This window comes from Pseudanabaena sp. lw0831 (assembly GCF_016584665.1).
Classification (GTDB): Bacteria; Cyanobacteriota; Cyanobacteriia; order Pseudanabaenales; family Pseudanabaenaceae; genus Pseudanabaena.
The window spans coordinates 22,572-41,447 of sequence record NZ_BBJB01000012.1 but is presented as its reverse complement, the minus strand read 5'-3'; the positions used below and the strand labels follow the sequence as shown (position 1 = coordinate 41,447).

At 44.1% G+C, this 18,876-nt stretch carries 17 protein-coding genes; 9 read left to right on the top strand and 8 right to left on the bottom strand.

Going from position 1 to position 18,876, the window contains the following annotated elements:
• Positions 1–15 precede the first annotated feature (15 nt).
• Positions 16–3,639: a PAS domain S-box protein gene (locus APA_RS02695; protein WP_236579382.1), complete on the top strand. Its 3,624-nt coding sequence runs from the start codon at positions 16–18 to the stop codon at positions 3,637–3,639.
• Positions 3,640–3,671: 32 nt separating this feature from the next.
• Here the strand turns inward: APA_RS02695 and APA_RS02690 are convergent, their stop codons facing one another.
• The 4 genes from APA_RS02690 to APA_RS02675 all read right to left on the bottom strand — a co-directional run bounded on the left by APA_RS02690 (position 3,672) and on the right by APA_RS02675 (position 7,657).
• The gene (locus APA_RS02690; protein WP_201320782.1) at positions 3,672–4,025 is read right to left on the bottom strand and encodes a DUF5615 family PIN-like protein; all 354 of its coding nucleotides are present in this window, start codon (positions 4,023–4,025) and stop codon (positions 3,672–3,674) included.
• Positions 4,026–4,031: 6 nt separating this feature from the next.
• Complete coding sequence (locus APA_RS02685; protein ID WP_201320781.1) at positions 4,032–4,364, bottom strand: DUF433 domain-containing protein; 333 nt, start codon at positions 4,362–4,364, stop codon at positions 4,032–4,034.
• A gap of 240 nt (positions 4,365–4,604) precedes the next feature.
• A complete protein-coding gene (gene apcD / locus APA_RS02680) occupies positions 4,605–5,090 on the bottom strand; it encodes an allophycocyanin subunit alpha-B (protein ID WP_201320804.1) in 486 nt (161 codons plus the stop codon).
• A gap of 215 nt (positions 5,091–5,305) precedes the next feature.
• On the bottom strand, positions 5,306–7,657 hold the full coding sequence (locus APA_RS02675; RefSeq protein ID WP_236579381.1) for a DUF3488 and transglutaminase-like domain-containing protein: 2,352 nt from the start codon (positions 7,655–7,657) through the stop codon (positions 5,306–5,308).
• Between the two features lie 229 nt (positions 7,658–7,886).
• On the opposite strand from APA_RS02675, the gene APA_RS02670 reads away from it, so the two are divergent.
• From APA_RS02670 to APA_RS02635, 8 genes are all read left to right on the top strand, one after another.
• The gene (locus APA_RS02670) at positions 7,887–8,378 is read left to right on the top strand and encodes a DUF1772 domain-containing protein (RefSeq protein ID WP_201320779.1); all 492 of its coding nucleotides are present in this window, start codon (positions 7,887–7,889) and stop codon (positions 8,376–8,378) included.
• A complete protein-coding gene (locus tag APA_RS02665) occupies positions 8,371–9,627 on the top strand; it encodes an RNA polymerase sigma factor (RefSeq protein ID WP_201320778.1) in 1,257 nt (418 codons plus the stop codon). Before APA_RS02670 ends, APA_RS02665 begins: the two co-directional genes overlap by 8 nt.
• Positions 9,628–10,083: 456 nt before the next feature.
• Complete coding sequence (locus tag APA_RS02660; protein ID WP_201320777.1) at positions 10,084–10,461, top strand: YciI family protein; 378 nt, start codon at positions 10,084–10,086, stop codon at positions 10,459–10,461.
• Between the two features lie 42 nt (positions 10,462–10,503).
• Positions 10,504–10,983 (top strand): DUF1579 domain-containing protein, encoded by a 480-nt coding sequence (locus APA_RS02655; RefSeq protein ID WP_201320776.1) that lies wholly within the window; start codon positions 10,504–10,506, stop codon positions 10,981–10,983.
• A 102-nt stretch (positions 10,984–11,085) separates the two neighbouring features.
• On the top strand, positions 11,086–11,445 hold the full coding sequence (locus tag APA_RS02650) for a YciI family protein (protein ID WP_201320775.1): 360 nt from the start codon (positions 11,086–11,088) through the stop codon (positions 11,443–11,445).
• Between the two features lie 195 nt (positions 11,446–11,640).
• A complete protein-coding gene (locus tag APA_RS02645) occupies positions 11,641–12,129 on the top strand; it encodes a VOC family protein (protein WP_201320774.1) in 489 nt (162 codons plus the stop codon).
• Positions 12,130–12,164: 35 nt separating this feature from the next.
• The gene (locus APA_RS02640) at positions 12,165–12,596 is read left to right on the top strand and encodes a YciI family protein (protein ID WP_201320773.1); all 432 of its coding nucleotides are present in this window, start codon (positions 12,165–12,167) and stop codon (positions 12,594–12,596) included.
• Between the two features lie 196 nt (positions 12,597–12,792).
• Positions 12,793–13,203 (top strand): VOC family protein, encoded by a 411-nt coding sequence (locus tag APA_RS02635; protein ID WP_201320772.1) that lies wholly within the window; start codon positions 12,793–12,795, stop codon positions 13,201–13,203.
• 244 nt (positions 13,204–13,447) lie between these two features.
• Here APA_RS02635 and APA_RS02630 read toward each other — a convergent pair whose 3' ends face one another.
• From APA_RS02630 to APA_RS02615, 4 genes are all read right to left on the bottom strand, one after another.
• Positions 13,448–13,900 carry a fasciclin domain-containing protein gene (locus tag APA_RS02630; RefSeq protein ID WP_201320771.1) on the bottom strand — a complete coding sequence of 151 codons (453 nt, stop codon included), beginning with the start codon at positions 13,898–13,900 and terminating at the stop codon, positions 13,448–13,450.
• A gap of 104 nt (positions 13,901–14,004) precedes the next feature.
• Positions 14,005–15,321 carry a CO2 hydration protein gene (locus APA_RS02625; protein ID WP_201320770.1) on the bottom strand — a complete coding sequence of 439 codons (1,317 nt, stop codon included), beginning with the start codon at positions 15,319–15,321 and terminating at the stop codon, positions 14,005–14,007.
• 3 nt (positions 15,322–15,324) lie between these two features.
• Entirely contained in the window at positions 15,325–16,863 is a 1,539-nt protein-coding gene (locus tag APA_RS02620) for an NADH-quinone oxidoreductase subunit M (protein WP_201320769.1), read from the bottom strand.
• 121 nt (positions 16,864–16,984) lie between these two features.
• Complete coding sequence (locus APA_RS02615; protein ID WP_201320768.1) at positions 16,985–18,820, bottom strand: NAD(P)H-quinone oxidoreductase subunit F; 1,836 nt, start codon at positions 18,818–18,820, stop codon at positions 16,985–16,987.
• Positions 18,821–18,876: the final 56 nt, after the last annotated feature.

The window sequence follows — 18,876 nt, the reverse complement described above, 5'->3', positions numbered from 1 at the left end:
CAGAACAAAAAGCCCATGACCACACCACCGATCAATCATCCTGCCACTAACGTAGACACTGTATCAACAGGATTCATTCCTACGCCAACAAATCGTTGTAAAAGCAAAGGCTTTAGAATACCTCTAAGCTTATTGATTACTGTACCGTTTTTGTTAAACACCTTTGGCATCGTTGGCTTGATCGGGTGGTTATCCTTTCGGAATGGACATCATGCAATTCTTTTGCTCGCTAATCAGTTCCATCGCAAAGTTACCGAACAAGTTCAAGATCGTCTACATTCCTATTTAGAGCTTCCCTATACTCTTAATCAACTTAATGCCAATAGCATTGAATTAGGGCAAATAGAGCCAAATGATGAAATAAGGGTTCAAGCTCACTTTTGGAAACAACTGCAAAACTTCCCCCGTATCAGTAATATTTATGTTGCTACTACTTCTGGCAAATACTGTGGAGTAAGACGAATCAAAGATCGATTTGCGATCGAAAATTCCAACTCGACTTTTATGACCGATAATTTTGGGCGACCTCAAACATTATTGATGGCAAAAAATAGCTTTAATTTAAGCGATCGCCCTTGGTATAAAACTGTAGTTGAGACCAGACAAAGTATTTGGACTGAAGTATATACAGATTCAATGACCGAAGAGCCAGCCATCACTGCGATTAGACCTATTTATAAAGAGAATGGTGATCTCCAAGGGGTTCTAGGCATATCAATGCTTTTGGGTGACATCAATCAGTTTTTGCAGAACACAAAAGTTAGCGAACATGGAAAAACATTCATTGTTGAACCTTCTGGTAAATTAGTAGCCACTTCTAACTCAGATGTAGAAATCTCTGCTCAGGGGAATAAATCAGAGCGAATTTTCGCAACCCAAAGTCAGGACAAATTAACTCGCACCGTGGCTGAATGGCTGAAATCTCAGCCTGTAGAGAATAACAATGAAATTCAGCAGTCAAGAATCAATTTTGAGGGGGAGCAATACTTTCTCCAAGTTGGAGAATTGAAAAATGACTCTGGGTTAAGTGGCTTAAATTGGCGCGTTGTTGTTGCTGTACCTGCATCTGACTTTATGTTGCAGATTAAAGAAAATACAATGTCAACGGGGATGCTATGTCTGATCGCCCTTGGATTGAATGCCATCTTGGGAATCATCGCCGCCCGCCGCATCAGTCGCCCCATCGCCCAACTGAGTCAAGCAAGTCAATCGATCGCAAATGGTAATCTCGATCAAAAAGTGGAATATTCTTGTGCGATTGAAGAATTAGCGATTTTGGCGAATTCGTTTAATCAGATGAGCCGACAGATGAAAAGATCCCATACGCGGCTAGAGGAATATTCACAGCTTTTGGTGGAGAAAGTAGATGAACGTACCTATGCATTACAACAGGAAATTCTTGAACATGAATTCACTGAAGCGGCTCTGCGAGAATCGGAAGAAAAATTCGCTAAAGCCTTTCGTTCAAGTCCTGACGGGATGGCTTTGCTGTCCAATGACACATATAAACATATTGATGTCAATAATAAATGGACAGAAATTACGGGCTATAGCCGTGAAGAAGCGATCGGGGCAGCTCCTTCAGATTTAAATCTGTGGGTTGATTTAGAAGAACGAGATCGCATGTTAGCGATTTTAGCGGTTGAAGGGCGAGTATTTAACTACGAAGCGAACTTTGTGACTAAGGAAGGGAAAAAATTCACGGGGTTAATCTCTTCCGAAACGATTGAGTTTGGCGGTAATGTTTTTGCGATCTACGCTGTCAAAGATATTAGCGATCGCAAAATCATCGAAGAAAATATTAAAAAGAGTGAAAAGAAATATCGAGATCTAGTGGAATCAGCCAACTGCATCATTCTCCGTTGGGATACACAAGGTCGAATTTGTTTCTTGAATGATTATGGATTGAGGTTTTTTGGCTATCAAGTAGAAGATATCATTGGCTCCTATGTATTAGATACAGTTGTCTCAACCAAAGATGTATCAGGAGAAGACCTCCGCAACATGATTGCCGAAATATGTTGTGCTCCCGAAAAATATCAACTCAATGAGAATGAGAATATCTGCAAAGATGGTCGGCGTGTATGGGTGACTTGGTCAAACAAGCCGATTTATGACGATCAAGGAAAGTTAATCGAAATTCTGTCGGTAGGGACAGATATCACCGATCGCAAACAAGCCGAAAAGGAACTACAATCAGCTAAAGAAGTTGCCGATACGGCTAACCGCGCTAAAAGTGAATTTCTTGCAAACATGAGTCATGAGTTACGCACTCCCTTAAATGGCATCCTTGGCTATGCTCAAATCCTCAAGCGCAGTTACGACCCCGACAAGCATAAAGCAGGCTTAGAAATCATTCAGCGTAGTGGCGAACATTTGCTGACCTTACTCAATGACATTCTCGATCTTTCTAAAATTGAAGCTAAAAAGCTAGAACTCAATCCTAGTGAATTTGATCTTCCCAAGCTGTTGCAGAGCATTACAGATATTTTCCAATTGCAAGTACGTGCTAAGGATGTTGAGTTAATCTATCAACCTCTGACCACATTACCTACGACTATGTATGGTGATGAAAAACGTCTGCGCCAAGTGCTGATTAATTTGTTTGGGAATGCTGTGAAGTTTACAGATCGCGGCAGTGTATCTCTGACCGTCAATGTTAAACCATGTGAACCTAACCACAACTACAAAGTTCGGTTTGCGATCACTGATACGGGCGTAGGCATCGATCCCGACAAATTAGAAGATATCTTTTTACCATTTCAGCAGGCTGGTGATCGCGCTCGTCGCTATTCTGGTACAGGTTTGGGCTTGCCGATCTGTCAAAAGATTGTGGAGATGATGGGAGGACAACTGCATGTGGAGAGTAGATTAACTGAAGGCAGTACTTTCTGGTTTGAAATTGAGTTAACTGAAGTTCCTAATCATATTCAACCGATATTGATCGATAGTCGTACGATTACAGGTTACTTAGGGGATCGACGCAAAATTTTGATTGTCGATGACAAGACCGAAAATCGCATGGTATTGAATGATTTACTCACACCGCTCGGCTTTATTGTTGCGGAAGCGATCGATGGATATGATTGTCTCACTCAAGCCCAAAGCTTTGAGCCAGATTTAATTTTACTGGATATGGTCATGCCACAACTAGATGGGCATGAAACCACAAAGCAGTTACGTCAGTTACCGATGTTTCAGAAAACGGCGATCGTCATGGTTTCCGCCAGTGCGTTCAATCAAGATCGCAGTCTGAGCATCGCTGTTGGATGTAATGATTTTATCGCTAAGCCAATTGCTCCTGACACCTTGTTTTATACAATGCGATCGCTACTCAATTTGGAATGGGAATACGATGATAGTAATATCTACGATGATACTGACATAAGTATTAGCAATGTCAAGATAGATGCGATCGCACAACCTATGATTGCGCCACCAAGCTTTACGGTCGAGAGATTGCTACAACTTGCAAAGATGGGGGATATTATCGCGATTCAAGATGAAGTCGTACTTCTACAAGAAACTGATTCCACGTTTAGCCCCTTTGCAAATCAAGTACTAGACTATGCCCGTGAGTTTCAAATCAAACGGATTCGCGAATTTCTAGAATCCCATAGACAGGGAATTTTAGCATAATTTTTAGTCTAATACTATAATTAACACTTAAATTATCGTAGAGGAAGAAACCTTACTTGCCCTTCCCACTCCCCCTCAAGACTACACTCAGCAATCAGTATAATTTCCTCGATCGCTAAACCTACTGCAACTCGACGACTCACTTCAAACAATCCAGTCATAGTCAACTCTGCTTCAATTCGTTTGTAAGCAAAGGTGATCATCGTTGCAACATCATGAGTTAATACCACTCGCCCATGCTGTGCAGCCCATTCTAAAACAGTCGGGTCATCTTTTCCTGACAAGCCAACATCTTGAACGCGCAAAATATCGACATCACGACTTTGCTGTAAAATACCACGCACAATGTGATTATTAAAATTCTCATCAGCAAGAAATCGGGTCATGCTTAATTACCCACGCCCATCTCGTCTAGCCAATAACCGCTCACGTATCCCCACTGGATTAAAACGTTGCTCCACTTGCTGACGAATCAATGCAGATTTTAGTTGGCGTTCCAAAAGATATGCATCAACCTCAACTTTATGTTTCAAGTAATAGCCAATAGCTGAATAAATATCAGAAAGTTCAAGCGATGTGTACTGCGCCCCTATTTCCTCTACTGTTGCACCTTCAAGAAAAGCTGTAACAACCGTATCTAGGGTTACGCGAGTTTTGCCAACTCGGACAATACCATCAAAATCAGTCTCTAAGGGTGCAGATTCAACTGCAATTGTTAGTGTCATAGATTTCAACTTCAACAACTATCATCAATTATAAGTAGGAAGGCTTAAGTTTTGTAGGATGCGTTAGTGCAACGTAACGCATCAATTAGTCGAAAATTATGGGTTACGAGATCGCTAACCTATCCTGCATTTAATTCCAATCAGACTATGATCGCGAGTTTCAAATCAAACGAATTCGGGAATTTTTAGAGCTACAAATCCAATAAATAGAAGGGGGCGCGATGCGCCCCCTTCTATTTCCTAAGACATTGCTTGAATGATGTAATCAAAGTAAGGCTCAGTGGTCGCCGCATCATCCTTGCTGAGTAATGCTAAAGATGCATTCTTGAGGCAGCGAACTGCATCAGCCATACCTACCAAAGGCACACCAAGGGAGCTGTACATTTCACGGACACCGATGATGCCGATTTTTTCGATTGGGTCTTTATCGCCTGCCAATACTCCGTAGGTCGTGAGGCGAACGTACCATGTGAAATCTCTTAGACATTGGCTGCGTTGCTTTTGACCATAGGCATTACCACCTGGGGAGATGTAATCAGGATGAATTCTAAATAGTTCTTCGGTGGCTTTCTTGACGATTTTATCTTCGCTTTCGGCCAATACTGTGGCAATGCGAACCCTTTGAGCACCAGTGGCGAGAAAGTTTTGCACACTTTGCAACTCAGAAATGCTGGGATAGCGGAGTTCTTCGTCGGCTCTTTCTAAAACTTGACTAACTACACTCATAATTAAAATAAAAAATTTAATATATTCGCCATCTAGTCTACCAAAAGCGGTGAATCCGCCAAGAATTTGTAATAAAATCACAAATCTTTACAATCACAACCGAAAAATAGAGTTGCGGCGCAACTCTATTTTTCGGTTAAGTATCTAAGCCCAATTAAATATAAAGCCCAAAAAACTGTACCGCCCGCTGCGCGGGTGGTACAGTTTTTTGGGCTTTATATTTTGGCTTTTAGCTGCTTGAGCAACATTTTTAACTCTGTGGCAAGGCTATAGCCGATCGCCCGATCGCCATAGCGCCAGTCTTGATAGATCTGCGTAATTTGAGCGATCGCAGATGCTTGTTTCTCGGAGACGCGATCACCCAGACTAGCTACATATTCTTGAGGGGTTTGGCAAGAAGGTTTAGGTTTTCCTTGTTCTGATAGCCATTGCAACATTTGCTGATAGGTGCGCTGCGGGATCGGCATTTTTTGCAAGCGTTGCAATTGCCACCACCAGATCGCAAATTGCCACAACGCCCAGCCACCGAGGCAAAAGCCAAAGGAGATCGCTAAGCCAAAAGCAATACCAATCCAGCCCATTTCAATCAGCCAATTCACCAAATCGCCCACAAACTTACCAATACTGTCAAATAGCGATGCAAAAAAGTTATTGACAGGACTCGGCAAAAATTGCGCGATCCAATTCCAAAAGGTCTGCATCACGCCAAATGTCCGATTTTCCTCAATCGATGGTGGAAACAGAGGACGATTTGGCACAGGATCAAAGGCAACCCAACCATAGGCAGGGAAGAAAACTTCGACCATTGACTGTGTATCAATGTTCTGAACCTCGTACAACCCTGTAAATGGGTTGAATTTGCCAGGGGCAAAACCAACCACGTAGCGAGTAGGAATGCCCAGCGATCGCAGCATCACCGCCATCGTTGAGACAAAATGGCTCTCTTCACCGCCGCCTTGCTCAATAAACTGTGATACGAGATCGCCCTTAGACTCATCAAACTTTAGCGGTTTAATAGCGTAGTTTTGCTTGATGCTCTGGGCGATTTGTATCACGACATCGTAGACATTATCGAGAGCGATCAACTTGCCGTTAATATCTTTGGCACTGGAAACCAGACTTATTGCTGTACTGCGAACTTCAGACGATAAATTAGTCGGAACTTGCAAATAATAATCCCGAACTGATTTCGGGTATTGGTTGGGCATTTGCCGCAGTTGTTGAGGATTGCGGGCAACCACGCTGGAAATCACTGTATAGGTAAGATCTTCGGGTAAAGGGCCAGGTCCACGAATCATCCCTTCTGGATCAATATCCAACTCTTCACTAGGAAAAAAGATCTGTTTCGGTAAAGATGCCGCAGGTACAAGGTTAGGAAAGTTAGGCGATGTAATCGTATAGGTCTGGACTACCTCTCGGCTCTCAATGGGCTGTATTTTTTTAGTGAAGCCAATCGATGCATAGGGCGGCATTGCAACAAAAAATTCATAATTGAGCGGGTTACGTTTAATTGTGCGGATTTGTTTGGGATCATTGCGAGAAATACGCCAGCCCTTTCCTGTAAATTCGTCATATGCCATTACACGCCAAAATAGCTCTGCTTGCGATCGCACCCGCATCACCAATTCAGGTTTGCGCTGATTATTCTGTTTAGTCCCAGAAACCGTGTCAATCTCAGGCGCAAACAATGGCGGCAAGGTTTCTTGCTCTTTATTACCACTATTTGCACCAGTACCATTTGCACCAGTGCCATTTGTGCCAGCCTGTTGCTGCTGACTTTGTTGCTGCCGCGTTAAAATATCGCCTTTGGACATCTCTCGCTTCACTGAGAGATTTACGCTGACAGGAAAGTTGCGTAGCTGAAAACCTGGTAAGCGGGGCAAAAAGGCAAAAATCGTCAGCCCTAATACCAACACGATCGCTAGTAGTCCTGACAGAGGTATCAGCGAGATACCCATTTTTTCTGGTTGAAACCCGCTAGTTTGCACACCCAGACGAGAGCGGTGGTCGAGTAATAAAATCGGAATCCCCACCAATAAAAAGGCGATCAGCCACAGTGCGAAAACCATGGTTTGGCTTAAAGTCGCTGCCAAAGCCATCAAGATCAATCCGATCACAATCGAATAGCCCAAATCTTTGCGGCGCGGTAAGTCAAAACTATGCAAAACCTGTAGCTGAATCAACAATCTCGCTAGTAATAGCCGCGTTTCCTCCGTATTCCCCACCAGATCTCTAAGGAATACGACCAACATGCCAATCATCGCGATCGCGATGAATAATTTCACGATCACATTGCGTTTGCGTCGCGCATACCATGCCCAGACTCCTGCGATCGCGCTTAGCGGAATTGCCCAAGCACTATTCCCCGAACTCGCCACTGAGTCCATCGCCCCAATACTTATAAATACAAAGATTTGCACCAATACTCGCAACGGAATCGAATCTTCAACTCCCGCGATCGTAAATTCTGAAGCTTTTCGCAATTTATCAAATGCACCGATCTTGGGTCGAGGCTGCTGAATCGTATCCATATAGCTCTGAAGTGAGAGAGTATTTGCATTCAACATCTAGTATAAACAGTGCAAAGCCAAGTTGAGAGGGGTAGCCTTTCAAGCGCTTTATATAGCTATAGCCAGATAAAAACAAAACCCAAAAGAGAGTTGCGGCGCAAAGCGCCACAACTCTCTTTTGGGTTTTGTTTTCCGACTTGATTGGCGATTTTATCCCAATTTTGAAAATGGCGTTGCCATTTTCAAAATTGGGATAAAATCGCTTAACTGATTGGAACGTAGGATAATGCTGCAATTCACTCAACAACATTATTTCGCTTTAAAGCTTTTCTCAGCACTGGGCTGCGGACTGATAGCTGGAGTCTTCTTCGCTTTCTCAACTTTTGTAATGAATGCTCTTGCCAGACTCCACCCAAAGCAGGGTATTACCGCTATGCAATCCATAAATATTACGGCTATCAATCCTTTATTTATGGGAATATTTTTAGGAACAGCTGCGGCTTGTGTCTTTCTAGCTGGATCTTCTCTGTTAGATTGGTATCAACCCCGTGCAGTTTACCTTCTCATCGGGAGTCTGTTCTATCTTGTTGGTACATTGGGCGTGACAATTATGTTCAATGTGCCTCTAAATGATGCGCTAGCGATCGCCGCTCCAGATAGTGCTAACGGTGAGAGTCTATGGGCTAGCTATCTTACCAACTGGACAATGTGGAACCATATTCGGACTATATCAGCACTTTTAGCATCAGCAGCAATTACAATCGCGCTCCATGAATGAGAACATTGCCAGCCAGATCCGCGATCTCGTTAACGATATTTACTGTAAAGAATCGCGTAGTATTTTCGCCACCCTGATTCGCTTAATCGGAGACTTTGATCTCGCAGAAGAGGCAATGCATGAAGCCTTTGCCGTGGCTATAAAGCAATGGCTTCGTGATGGCATACCCGCCAATCCTAAAGCGTGGCTTGTTTCAGTTGGACGCTTCAAAGCAATTGATACAATCCGCCGCCGTACTCGCTTCGATGCATCTTTAGCAGAACTGTCTCAACATCTCAACACAAGCGATACCAACATTACAGAAGAGGAAGATGTCGAAGACGATCGCCTCCGCCTGATTTTCACCTGCTGCCATCCATCTCTATCGCGAGAAGCACAAGTAGCATTGACACTAAGGGAGGTCTGCGGACTCACCACCGAAGAAATTGCCAGCGCTTTTCTGATCGCGCCTCCCACATTGGCACAGCGAATTGTCCGCGCCAAAGCCAAGATCCGCGATGCACGGATTCCCTATCAAGTGCCAGAGATCGCCGAACTACCCTATCGCTTAGACACCGTACTGCAAACGATCTACTTAGTGTTTAACGAAGGATACGCCGCTTCATCAGGGACAGTACTGACAAGAACCGAGCTTTCAGAAGAAGCAATTCGCTTAGGGCGACTAGTAGTGGAGCTATTACCCGATGCGGAAGCGATCGGATTGTTAGCAATGATGCTCATGCAAGAATCGCGACGTACTGCTCGTACATCTCTTACAGGCGATCTAATTCTTCTAGAAGATCAGGATCGATCGCTCTGGAACCAAGCATATATTGCGGAAGGCAGGGTACTTGTGCGGCAAGCGCTATCATCTCTACAGTTCGGCTCTTACACAATTCAGGCGGCGATCGCCGCAGTGCATTCTGAAGCCACAAGTGCTGAGGCAACGGACTGGCCACAGATTGTCGCCTTGTATGACCTACTCATGCGCGCAGAGCCATCACCAGTGGTTGATTTAAATAGAGCCGTGGCAGTAGCGATGCGCGATGGATTTCTGGCGGGATTGCAACGGATCGATACCATTTTATCGCAAGGTGATTTAGCTGATTACCACTTAGCCCATGCTGCAAAAGCCGATCTCTGTCGGCGCTTGGGCAGAGTAACCGAGGCAAGAGAATCCTACCAACGCGCCCTTGCACTCGTGAAGCAAGAACCAGAGCGTCGATTTCTCGAAAAGCGCCTCCAAGCACTAAATCAAAAAGATATCTAGAGGCGGCGCTTTGCGCCACCTCTAGATATCTAACTGGTGATACGTGGGTTTCTACAGCCCTCACCCCTAGCCCCACTCCCGCAGGCTACCGTGTACACACAAGTCTAACTGTCTACGTTTCGATTTTTCTAAGCCCCCTAAATCCCCCAATTCTGGGGGACTTTGAAAGAGTTTTATTTTCTTGTTCCCCCAGAATTGGGGGCTAGGGGGCGATTAATTGTTGACTTGACTGGGTTTTATGACTTGTGTGTACACGGTAGCTCCCGCAGGAGAGGGGGATAAGAAAAAATATTGGTTTTGCTCCCCTTCTCCTGCGGGAGAAGGGGTTGGGGGATGAGGGTTCCACGTAACATCAGATCAAACAAAAAAATATTTTACCGCGTTGTCGATTTACCGCTTCACCGAACGACTACTAGATAAAGGCAACTAATTTTATATTAAACTCTGGAGGCAACCATGAAATTTATATGCCTTGGATACATGGATGAGGCGCAATGGGATCAGATGACCGCAAGCGATCGCACAGCGCTGATGGAGGAATGTTTCGCCTATGACGACGAACTACGCCGAGGTGGACATTTTGTTGGTGGCGAAGCCCTTCAAAGCATCCGCAATGCAGCAACACTGCGCTATCAAAACGGTAAGGTCACGATTACAGATGGCCCCTACGCTGAAACGAAGGAACATCTGGGCGGCATCCTATTTCTCGAAGCTAGAGATCTGAACCACGCGATTCAGTTGATGTCCCAACATCCTGGAGTTCGCAACGGACCTTTTGAGATTCGAGGCGCTGATGAGCAGATCAACGCAATGGTTGCCGCGAGAGATCTGTAAGTGAAGACTTGAAAAACTTGATTAACCATTTAGGAGAAAAACATGGACGCTGAACCTCAAAAAGAACATCATTGGCTCGATAAATTTGTTGGCGAATGGATTTCTGAAGTCGAATGTATTATGGGCGCTGACCAACCACCATCGAAGACACAAGGAACTGAAATAGTACGATCGCTTGGCGGGCTTTGGGTGTTGGCAGAAGGTGAGTGTGAGATGCCAGATGGTAATCGTGGCAAGACCATCATGACGTTGGGCTATGACCCAAAAATCAATCGGTATGTGGGAACGTTTATCGGCTCAATGATGACGCATCTCTGGATTTACAATGGCGCTCTTGATGAGTCTGAAAAGATTCTCACATTAGACACTGAAGGACTAAACTTTAGCCAGAGTGCGATCGCCAAGTATCAGGACATCATAGAGTTTGTTAGTGATGACCATCGGATCATGCGATCGCAGATTCTTGGTGATGATGGCAACTGGCAGCAGTTTATGACAGCGCATTATCGTCGCAATCATTAGCTCGTAGCAAATATTTCGCGATCGATCCTGAAATAATATGTAGCTCATTTATAGATTGAGTTATGATTACCGTGCAATAATCATAACTCTAGAGGATCAATCATGAAATATATGTTGCTCATTTACAGCGATGAGAATGCATGGACTGAGGGCGAGATGGAAGATTGTTATGCAAAGTCGGTGCAGCTCACCCAAGATCTAAACTCAAAAGGTCAATACTTGGGCGCTTCACCACTACAATCTGTTGCCAAAGCAACTAGTGTGAGGATTCGTGACGGCAAACGACTAGTAACCGATGGTCCCTTTGCTGAAACAAGGGAACAACTTGGCGGCTACTTTTTAATCGACGCTATAAACCTCGATGAAGCGATCGCGATCGCCGAACGTATTCCCACAGTCCACAAAGGCACAGTTGAAATTCGCCCGATTCTAGAGCTATCAGGTCTGCCAGCTGACAAATAGTTGCGATCGATAGCGCCTATAGCATGAATGATGAGATCGACACTTACAAAAAATTCCAGAAAAAGTTTGTTAAACCTGTCGATCTCATGAACATCAGTTCGACTAAATATGTAGAGCGAGGATTTAAACTCGGTTAACTAAAACCGAAATCCTGCTTAGAACAGAACCCTTTGACAAAAAACTAAAGGAGTATATATGCAAAAAATTACCCCGTGTTTGTGGTTTGATGATCAAGCAGAACAGGCTGCTGAGTTTTATACAGCTATTTTTAAGAATTCAAAGATCTTAAACATTGCCCGCTATGGAGAGGCTGGATATGAAACTCACGGAAAAGCATCGGGAACGGTAATGACCGTAGCATTTGAGCTTGATGGGCAGAAGTTTACGGCACTCAACGGAGGTCCAATCTTCAAATTCAACGAGGCGATTTCATTCCAAGTCACTTGCGAGACACAGGCAGAAGTAGACTATTTCTGGGAGAAACTGTCTGAGAACGGAGATGAAAAGGCTCAGCAGTGCGGTTGGCTCAAGGATAAATTCGGTGCTTCATGGCAAATTATTCCCCGCGTTTTGATGGAGATGATGATCGATTCCGAGCATGAAAAATCTCAAAGGGTTTTCTCAACAATGCTGCAAATGAAGAAGATTGACATCGCTGAACTAGAACGGGCTTATGCTGGATAGTATTTCAGGAATTATTTATAAAAGGAGGTTGAAAGATGAAAGTGATTGTGATGGTCAAAGCGACCGTAGACTCAGAGGCTGGTGTGATGCCTAGCGAGCAACTGATGACTGATATGGGTAACTTCAACGAAGAACTGGTCAAAGCTGGTATTTTACTGGCTGGAGAGGGTCTACATCCTAGTTCAAAAGGAGTGCGGGTGAGATTCTCAGGAACTTCGCGCAGCGTAATTGATGGTCCTTTCACAGAAACAAAAGAACTGGTTGCGGGCTTCTGGATCTGGCAAGTACAGTCGATGGAAGAGGCGATCGCATGGGTCAAACGCTGTCCTAATCCAATGCCATCAGAGTCAGAGATTGAGATTCGTCCACTCTTTGAGGCATCAGACTTTGGCGACGAATTTACACCTGAACTTAGAGAGCAGGAAGAACGCATCCGTGCTGAGGCTGAGAAAATCAAGAATTCCTAAAGTGTGTATTTCAAGAAATCCATGTGCGATCAATACATACAAATTCATAGAAACAGTTTATTCTAGCTGTCGATCGCACAAACTCCAGTTCGACTAGATTGTTGAGCGATGATTAAAACTTGGTTAGCTAAACCGAAATCTTGCTTGGGATCTCAACTCCACAGAAAAATTAACAAATAAAACAAAGGAGTCCATCATGAAATTAAGTCCATATCTCTCTTTCAACGATGAATGCGAAGCTGCGTTTAAGTTCTACGAACAGTGCCTAGATGGCAAAATCGACGCGATGATGACCTACGGAGATTCGCCTATGGCGGAGCAAACGCCACCTGAAAAGCTTGATAAAATCATGCATGCCTCCCTGACCGTGGGTGATACGGTACTAATGGGTTCCGATGCTCCACCTAATTACTTTGAAAAACCACAGGGTTTCTCTGTATCGCTCGTATTAAACGATCCTGATGAAGCAGAGCGGATTTTTAATGCTTTGGCAGAAAATGGAACAGTGCAAATGCCAATCCAAGAAACCTTCTGGGCTGCTCGTTTTGGGATGCTTGTCGATCGCTTTGGTACTCCATGGATGATTAACTGCGATCTGGCTGCCTAGTTATACTAATTCCCGAAGGTCTGACTACAGATTAAACCCAGAAATGAGAAGCGGCGCGATGCGCCGCTTCTCATTTCTAGATTTTATTTGAACTTATCTGTATGATTGTGTCGGTAAAGTCTGCAATTCTAAAAGATATAGCGATCGCACGTAAGTTTTTTGCAGGTTTCTGTAAGTGAAGTTAGATTCCAGCAAAAACAAGTTACAAATCATGCTGAGCAAGATTTGTAACTTGTTTTTGCGTTCACACTACACCGACTTTGCCAGATTCCATAATTGGATAAAACCAATGAGGACGCATCAGCATGACGTTATCAATTACATGAATCACCCCATTATCAGCTTCAATATCGGCAGCAATCACCGTGGCATTATTTGCCTCAAAGCTATCCTCAGAGACATAAATATCAATTTGTGTACCTTCCAGAGAAATTAAAGATTTCACACCAATTAAATCTTCTTTTTTATATTTTCCTGAGACAACATGGAAGATCAAGATCCTTGCTAGTTGAGGAATATTTTGGACTAATGTGGTAATTGTCCCATCAGGTAATTTAGCAAAAGCATCATTAGTGGGTGCAAACACAGTAAAAGGACCTGAACTTTGTAAGGCTTCCACTAAGCTCGCAGCAGAGACAGCGGTGACTAGTGTGGAGAATGATTCGTTACTAACGGCAATATCAACAATTGTGGTCATGGTTGGTTCTTTTATTTGTTATAAGATTTTTCAAAGCGAGTATTTTAAAGAATAATTTTGTAGGGGCAATTCATGAATTGCCCCTACAAATTCACAGTAGGTGATCACCGATAATTCTGATCCTGAATCATGGCTAGTCTCGCAGCTTTATCCATGCCATATTTTGGATTACAGAAGCGATTCAATTGACCTTCAAAATAATGGCGATTTGCCAAAAGATGCTTAGGATTAGGATCATCTAATGGATAGAGTAACGCAGCCCTTCCTGCCTGAATTACTGCCGAGGTAACGTTGTACATCGATCGCTGAAAACTGACAGCTAACTGAATTAGCATGTCATCTTCACCGCGACAATGCTGCTTGTAATAGTCAACGAGATATTGCGGCAAGAAGTGGTACATGTCTTGATGCAGCAATGTGGGCGGAATACCTGCGGAACCAACAGGGAACTTATCCGCATATAAAATTCCATAGTGAAAATCATTCTGATCGTTAGGAATTTCGTGGGCTTGGGCATTGTAGGACTTTGTGCCACGGAAAGGCGAAGTGCGGTAAAACACAGCCTCCACATAGGGGAAAGCGGCTTCATAGAGCCAAGTAAATCCCTTGGATTTAGGAACAATATCAATCCATTCATCGCCAATCTTCACGCGGTGATAAATGGGACGACCTGCGATCGCAAAGATACCATTCACCAAAAAGTCCATCGCATCGGGAACGCCCTTAAAGCCACCCTCATCGTAAATATCGGACATCTCAAAGAATACGGGAGCCATGACTTCCCAAAATAGCCCAAGCACCGAAGTCATAGTTGACTGACGACATTGCTCTAAGAACAGATCGGGAAAAAGCTTATATAGTCCCAACATCACAGGATTATTTTTAAAGAAAGCGCGAATGGCGCGATCGGCATTCTGCTTGTATTCCTCAGAATCCATGTAAGGCTCTAACTCGCCGCCCATGCCACGATGCCAGAGCATCGCCCGCATACATTCTTCCGCGAACTCCATATTGATGCGATCGTGATAGAGATGATGGAAAATCTTAGGGATTTTCGCTTTGAGTTCCCCTTTATCCATGAAGTCTAATAATTCCTGATGCGCCGTTGCATAACCACGCCAGAGCCGCAAATCGGCATCATCTCCAGCATAGTGATTAGGCAAGTCTAAATACTCTTGAGGAAGAAAATATTTAAAGGCAGGAATTGGCTCTAAAAATACTTGTTCAGCTATGTATAGTAAATCCCTCCAATAGAAATCCATTGGTACAGCATATGCTTTATAAAGTCCAATGATCTGCATGAGATTTTCGGGCGTATCAGGCAGCATAGAGCCACCTGCTTCGAGTCGATGGATCACCTCCGCATAAGGATGCGTGGAAGGCGGTAATTTGGTAGATGGTGCGATTAAAGTGGCGGTCATTATTTATTCCTCTGTATCTAATTCTGAATTTGTTTCTGGCAAGGCAACATCTTCGTAATTGCTCAGACTTGCGACGATCGCAGTTTCAGGAACGCGGGCAATAATCTGAATCGCACTTACTTCACTCCAACGCACTAACCACGATGGCTGCACACCTAAAATCACAATTAATGCTGTCAAAATCAACGCTGGCAATTGCTCTAGCCCACTAACTTTAGGATAGTAAGCGGTTTTGTTATCCAACTTACCGAAACAAGTCCGATTGAGTAGAATCACGAAATAAACGGCGGTAAGTCCCGTACCGATAATCGAGAAGATTGTGGGGATTGGGAACTTACTAAAGCTACCTTGGAAAATCAAGAATTCAGAAATGAACCCAACCAACCCAGGAATACCCGCACTCGCCATACCGCCTAAGATTAGTAAGGCACTGGTAGAAGGCAAACCGCGTATGGGATTAAGTAAGCCATTCAGAACATCTAAATCTCTTGTGCCGACTTTCTCTTCGATCACGCCGACCAAATAGAACAGTAGCGCCAGCACTAAGCCATGACTCACCATTTGAATGATACCGCCAACCATGCTCAGAGGTGTAGCGGCAGCAGCGGCAAGGAGAATATAGCTCATATGACCGATGGAGCTATAGGCGACCATGCGTTTGATATCCTTTTGCGCGATCGCAACCATTGCGCCATAGAGAATTCCTAAGCCTGCCCAAACTGCAATCCAAGGTGAGAGTAAAGCCCAAGCATCGGTGAATAAACCTACACAAAAGCGAAATAAACCGTAGGTTCCTAATTTGGCAACAATGCCTCCGAGCATCATTACCGTTGGGGTTGTCGATTCTACATAGGCATCTGGGAGCCATGTGTGGAATGGTACGAAAGGAGCTTTAATCGTAAAGCCTAGGAGCAATACAACTAGAAGCGTGAATTGAACCTCAATCGGCAATGAAAGAGTTCGCAAGGTATCGTAGTCAAAAACTGGCGTAGGGTTTGCCGTGAGCCATCCTAAGGCAAGGAATCCGACTAAAACGAGAATTCCTGAAATGGCAGTGAAAATCAAGAACTTCGTCGCTGCATAACTGCGTTGTGCGCCACCCCAAACTGCTATGACTAGATAGAGGGGAATGAGTTCTATTTCATAAAAAAGTACAAATAGCAGCGTATTAGTGGAGAGAATTGCGCCACTTACACCAGCATGAATCAAGAGCATTAATATATGAAAAAGTGTATTGCGCTCTTTGATTTGCCGATCGCAAAAACAAACGATCAACCAAGTGAGTAAACCATTGAGAACTACGAGGGGCAGAGATAAACCATCCACACCGAGGCTATAGTTTAAGCCCAGATTTTCCAACCAAGGTAGATTCTCAGATAATTGGAAAGTGGAAATCTTGATATCGAATTGACGCAAGAGGATGAAATCAAGAATTAAGATCGCCGTCGCAATAATCGCCGATCCTTTTTTGACTTGAGTTTGCGGCAGAAATGCGATCGCTAAAGCCCCGATCACTGGCAACCAAATTAAAGCACTGAGCATAGTTTTTTTCTAAATTAAAGGTTATGCCCTCATCCCTAGCCCCTCTCCCTATGGGAGAGGGGAACAAGATTTTCTTACTCCCCCTCTCCCTATGGGAGAGGGGGCTGGGGGGTTAGGGTTTTTATAATGTCTGATTGAACAGTAATAAAAGTAGAACTCCAATGCCGACCATGATCGTCAGGGTATAGAGTTGTAACTGACCAAAGGTGCTGTAGCGGAGATTTTGACCGCTAAATAGAGTCGCTAATCCAAAGAAATTGCCAACGCCATCAACAAAAAAGCGATCAAACCAACACATCCCTCTCGATACACCATCCACTAGTCCCACAATCGTGACTTTGTAGAGTTTTGGTGTGTAGAAATCATTGGCGAAGAATTTTTGTAAGCCCTGCCAAGGAAGAGTTACAGGTTTAGGAACTTGCTGATTGAGGTATAGATATCCACCTGTAGCAAGCCCTGCAAAACTTGAACCGCCTAGAATCAGCGCATCAGGACTAAATATCAGCGCCCAATCAGAGATAACTCCCCAAGCGATCAGCATTTGAGGAACATGCAAGACTACACCTGCCATTACGGTCATTGGTAAGACAATCAGCCATAGAGGTTCTACGGATCTTTCCGTCATTTGCTTGGGTTTACCACCCCAAATCAATCCGAACACACGCATCAGACTGAACGCCATCAAGCCATTAATCAATAGCAGCAATTCGGCTAAAGCGGGATTGTCTTGCCAGAGATAGGAAATCAAATCGACCATAGCCCAGAATCCACCCAAGGGTGGAAATCCAATCAATCCAATTGCACCTACTAAAAAGCAGATTCCCGAAATCGGACGACGGCTCCATAAACCGCCCATTAGGGTCAAGTCTTGGCTGACGCTATTGGAAATTATGCTACCCACAGACATGAGCAATAAGGCGATCGCTAAAGCATGAGACAAAATCAAAATATAGGCACTATGAGTATCGCCAGTACCAACGGCGATAAAGATTAGCCCCATAAATGCGCTGGTTAGATAAGACAGCGATCGCTTCACGTCAATCTGCGCGATCGCAATTAGGGTTGCACCTAATGCTGTTGCCGCACCGACTGCAATGATTACCTGCTGTGTGAAGGGTGAAAGCGCAAAAAGAGGCTGTAACTTTATCAGCACCCAAGCACCTGTGGCGACAACTACCGAATTACGCAAGACAGTACTTGGCAGGGGGCCTTCCATCGCCTCATCTAACCAAAGATGTAAGGGGAATTGGGCGCATTTCCCCATCGGACCAACCATCAGAGCTAGGGTGACTAGGGTTATGGTCGTTGGGTTAACATCTGTAGTCTCAGCCCATTCGGCTAGCTCAGTAAAATTCCAAGACCCAGCTAAGGGCAGTAAACCAACTACGCCTACTAATAAGAATAAATCTCCAACTCGCTTAGTCAAAAAAGCATCTCGCGCCCCTGTCACTACTAACGATTGGTTGTACCAAATTCCTACAAGCAGGTAAGTTCCAAGAGTCAAAATTTCAAGAATGACATAGCTAAAAAATAGGGAATCACATAGAACCAAGGAACACATCCCTGCTTCAAACATTGCTAGTAGTGCATAAAAGCGCCCCCAGCCCCAATCCATTTCCATGTAACCGACAGCATAAATCTCGGCGAGCAGGTTAATCCCAGAGATCAAAACGATCGCACCAATAGTGATCGCTGAAACCTGTAGGTCGATTGTAAAGTCTAGACCTCCGACCGTTAGCCAAGGAAAAGATAATAAATGTGCTGGCTGTCCCCAAGCTACAGTCAAAGCGGCGATCGCATGAACTAATGAGCAGAGAGTCATGAAAATATTGATGTAGCCTGCTGGTCTGGGTCCCGTTTTGCGCGTGATGCTGGGAAACCAGATGATCGATAGCATTGCTCCTATCAGGGAATAGCAGGGAATCAGCCAGATCGTATCCAGCCAGTTATTTATCATATTAAGTCTATCTATTTACAAAAGATCATAATTAAATTTCTATGATTATTGCAAAG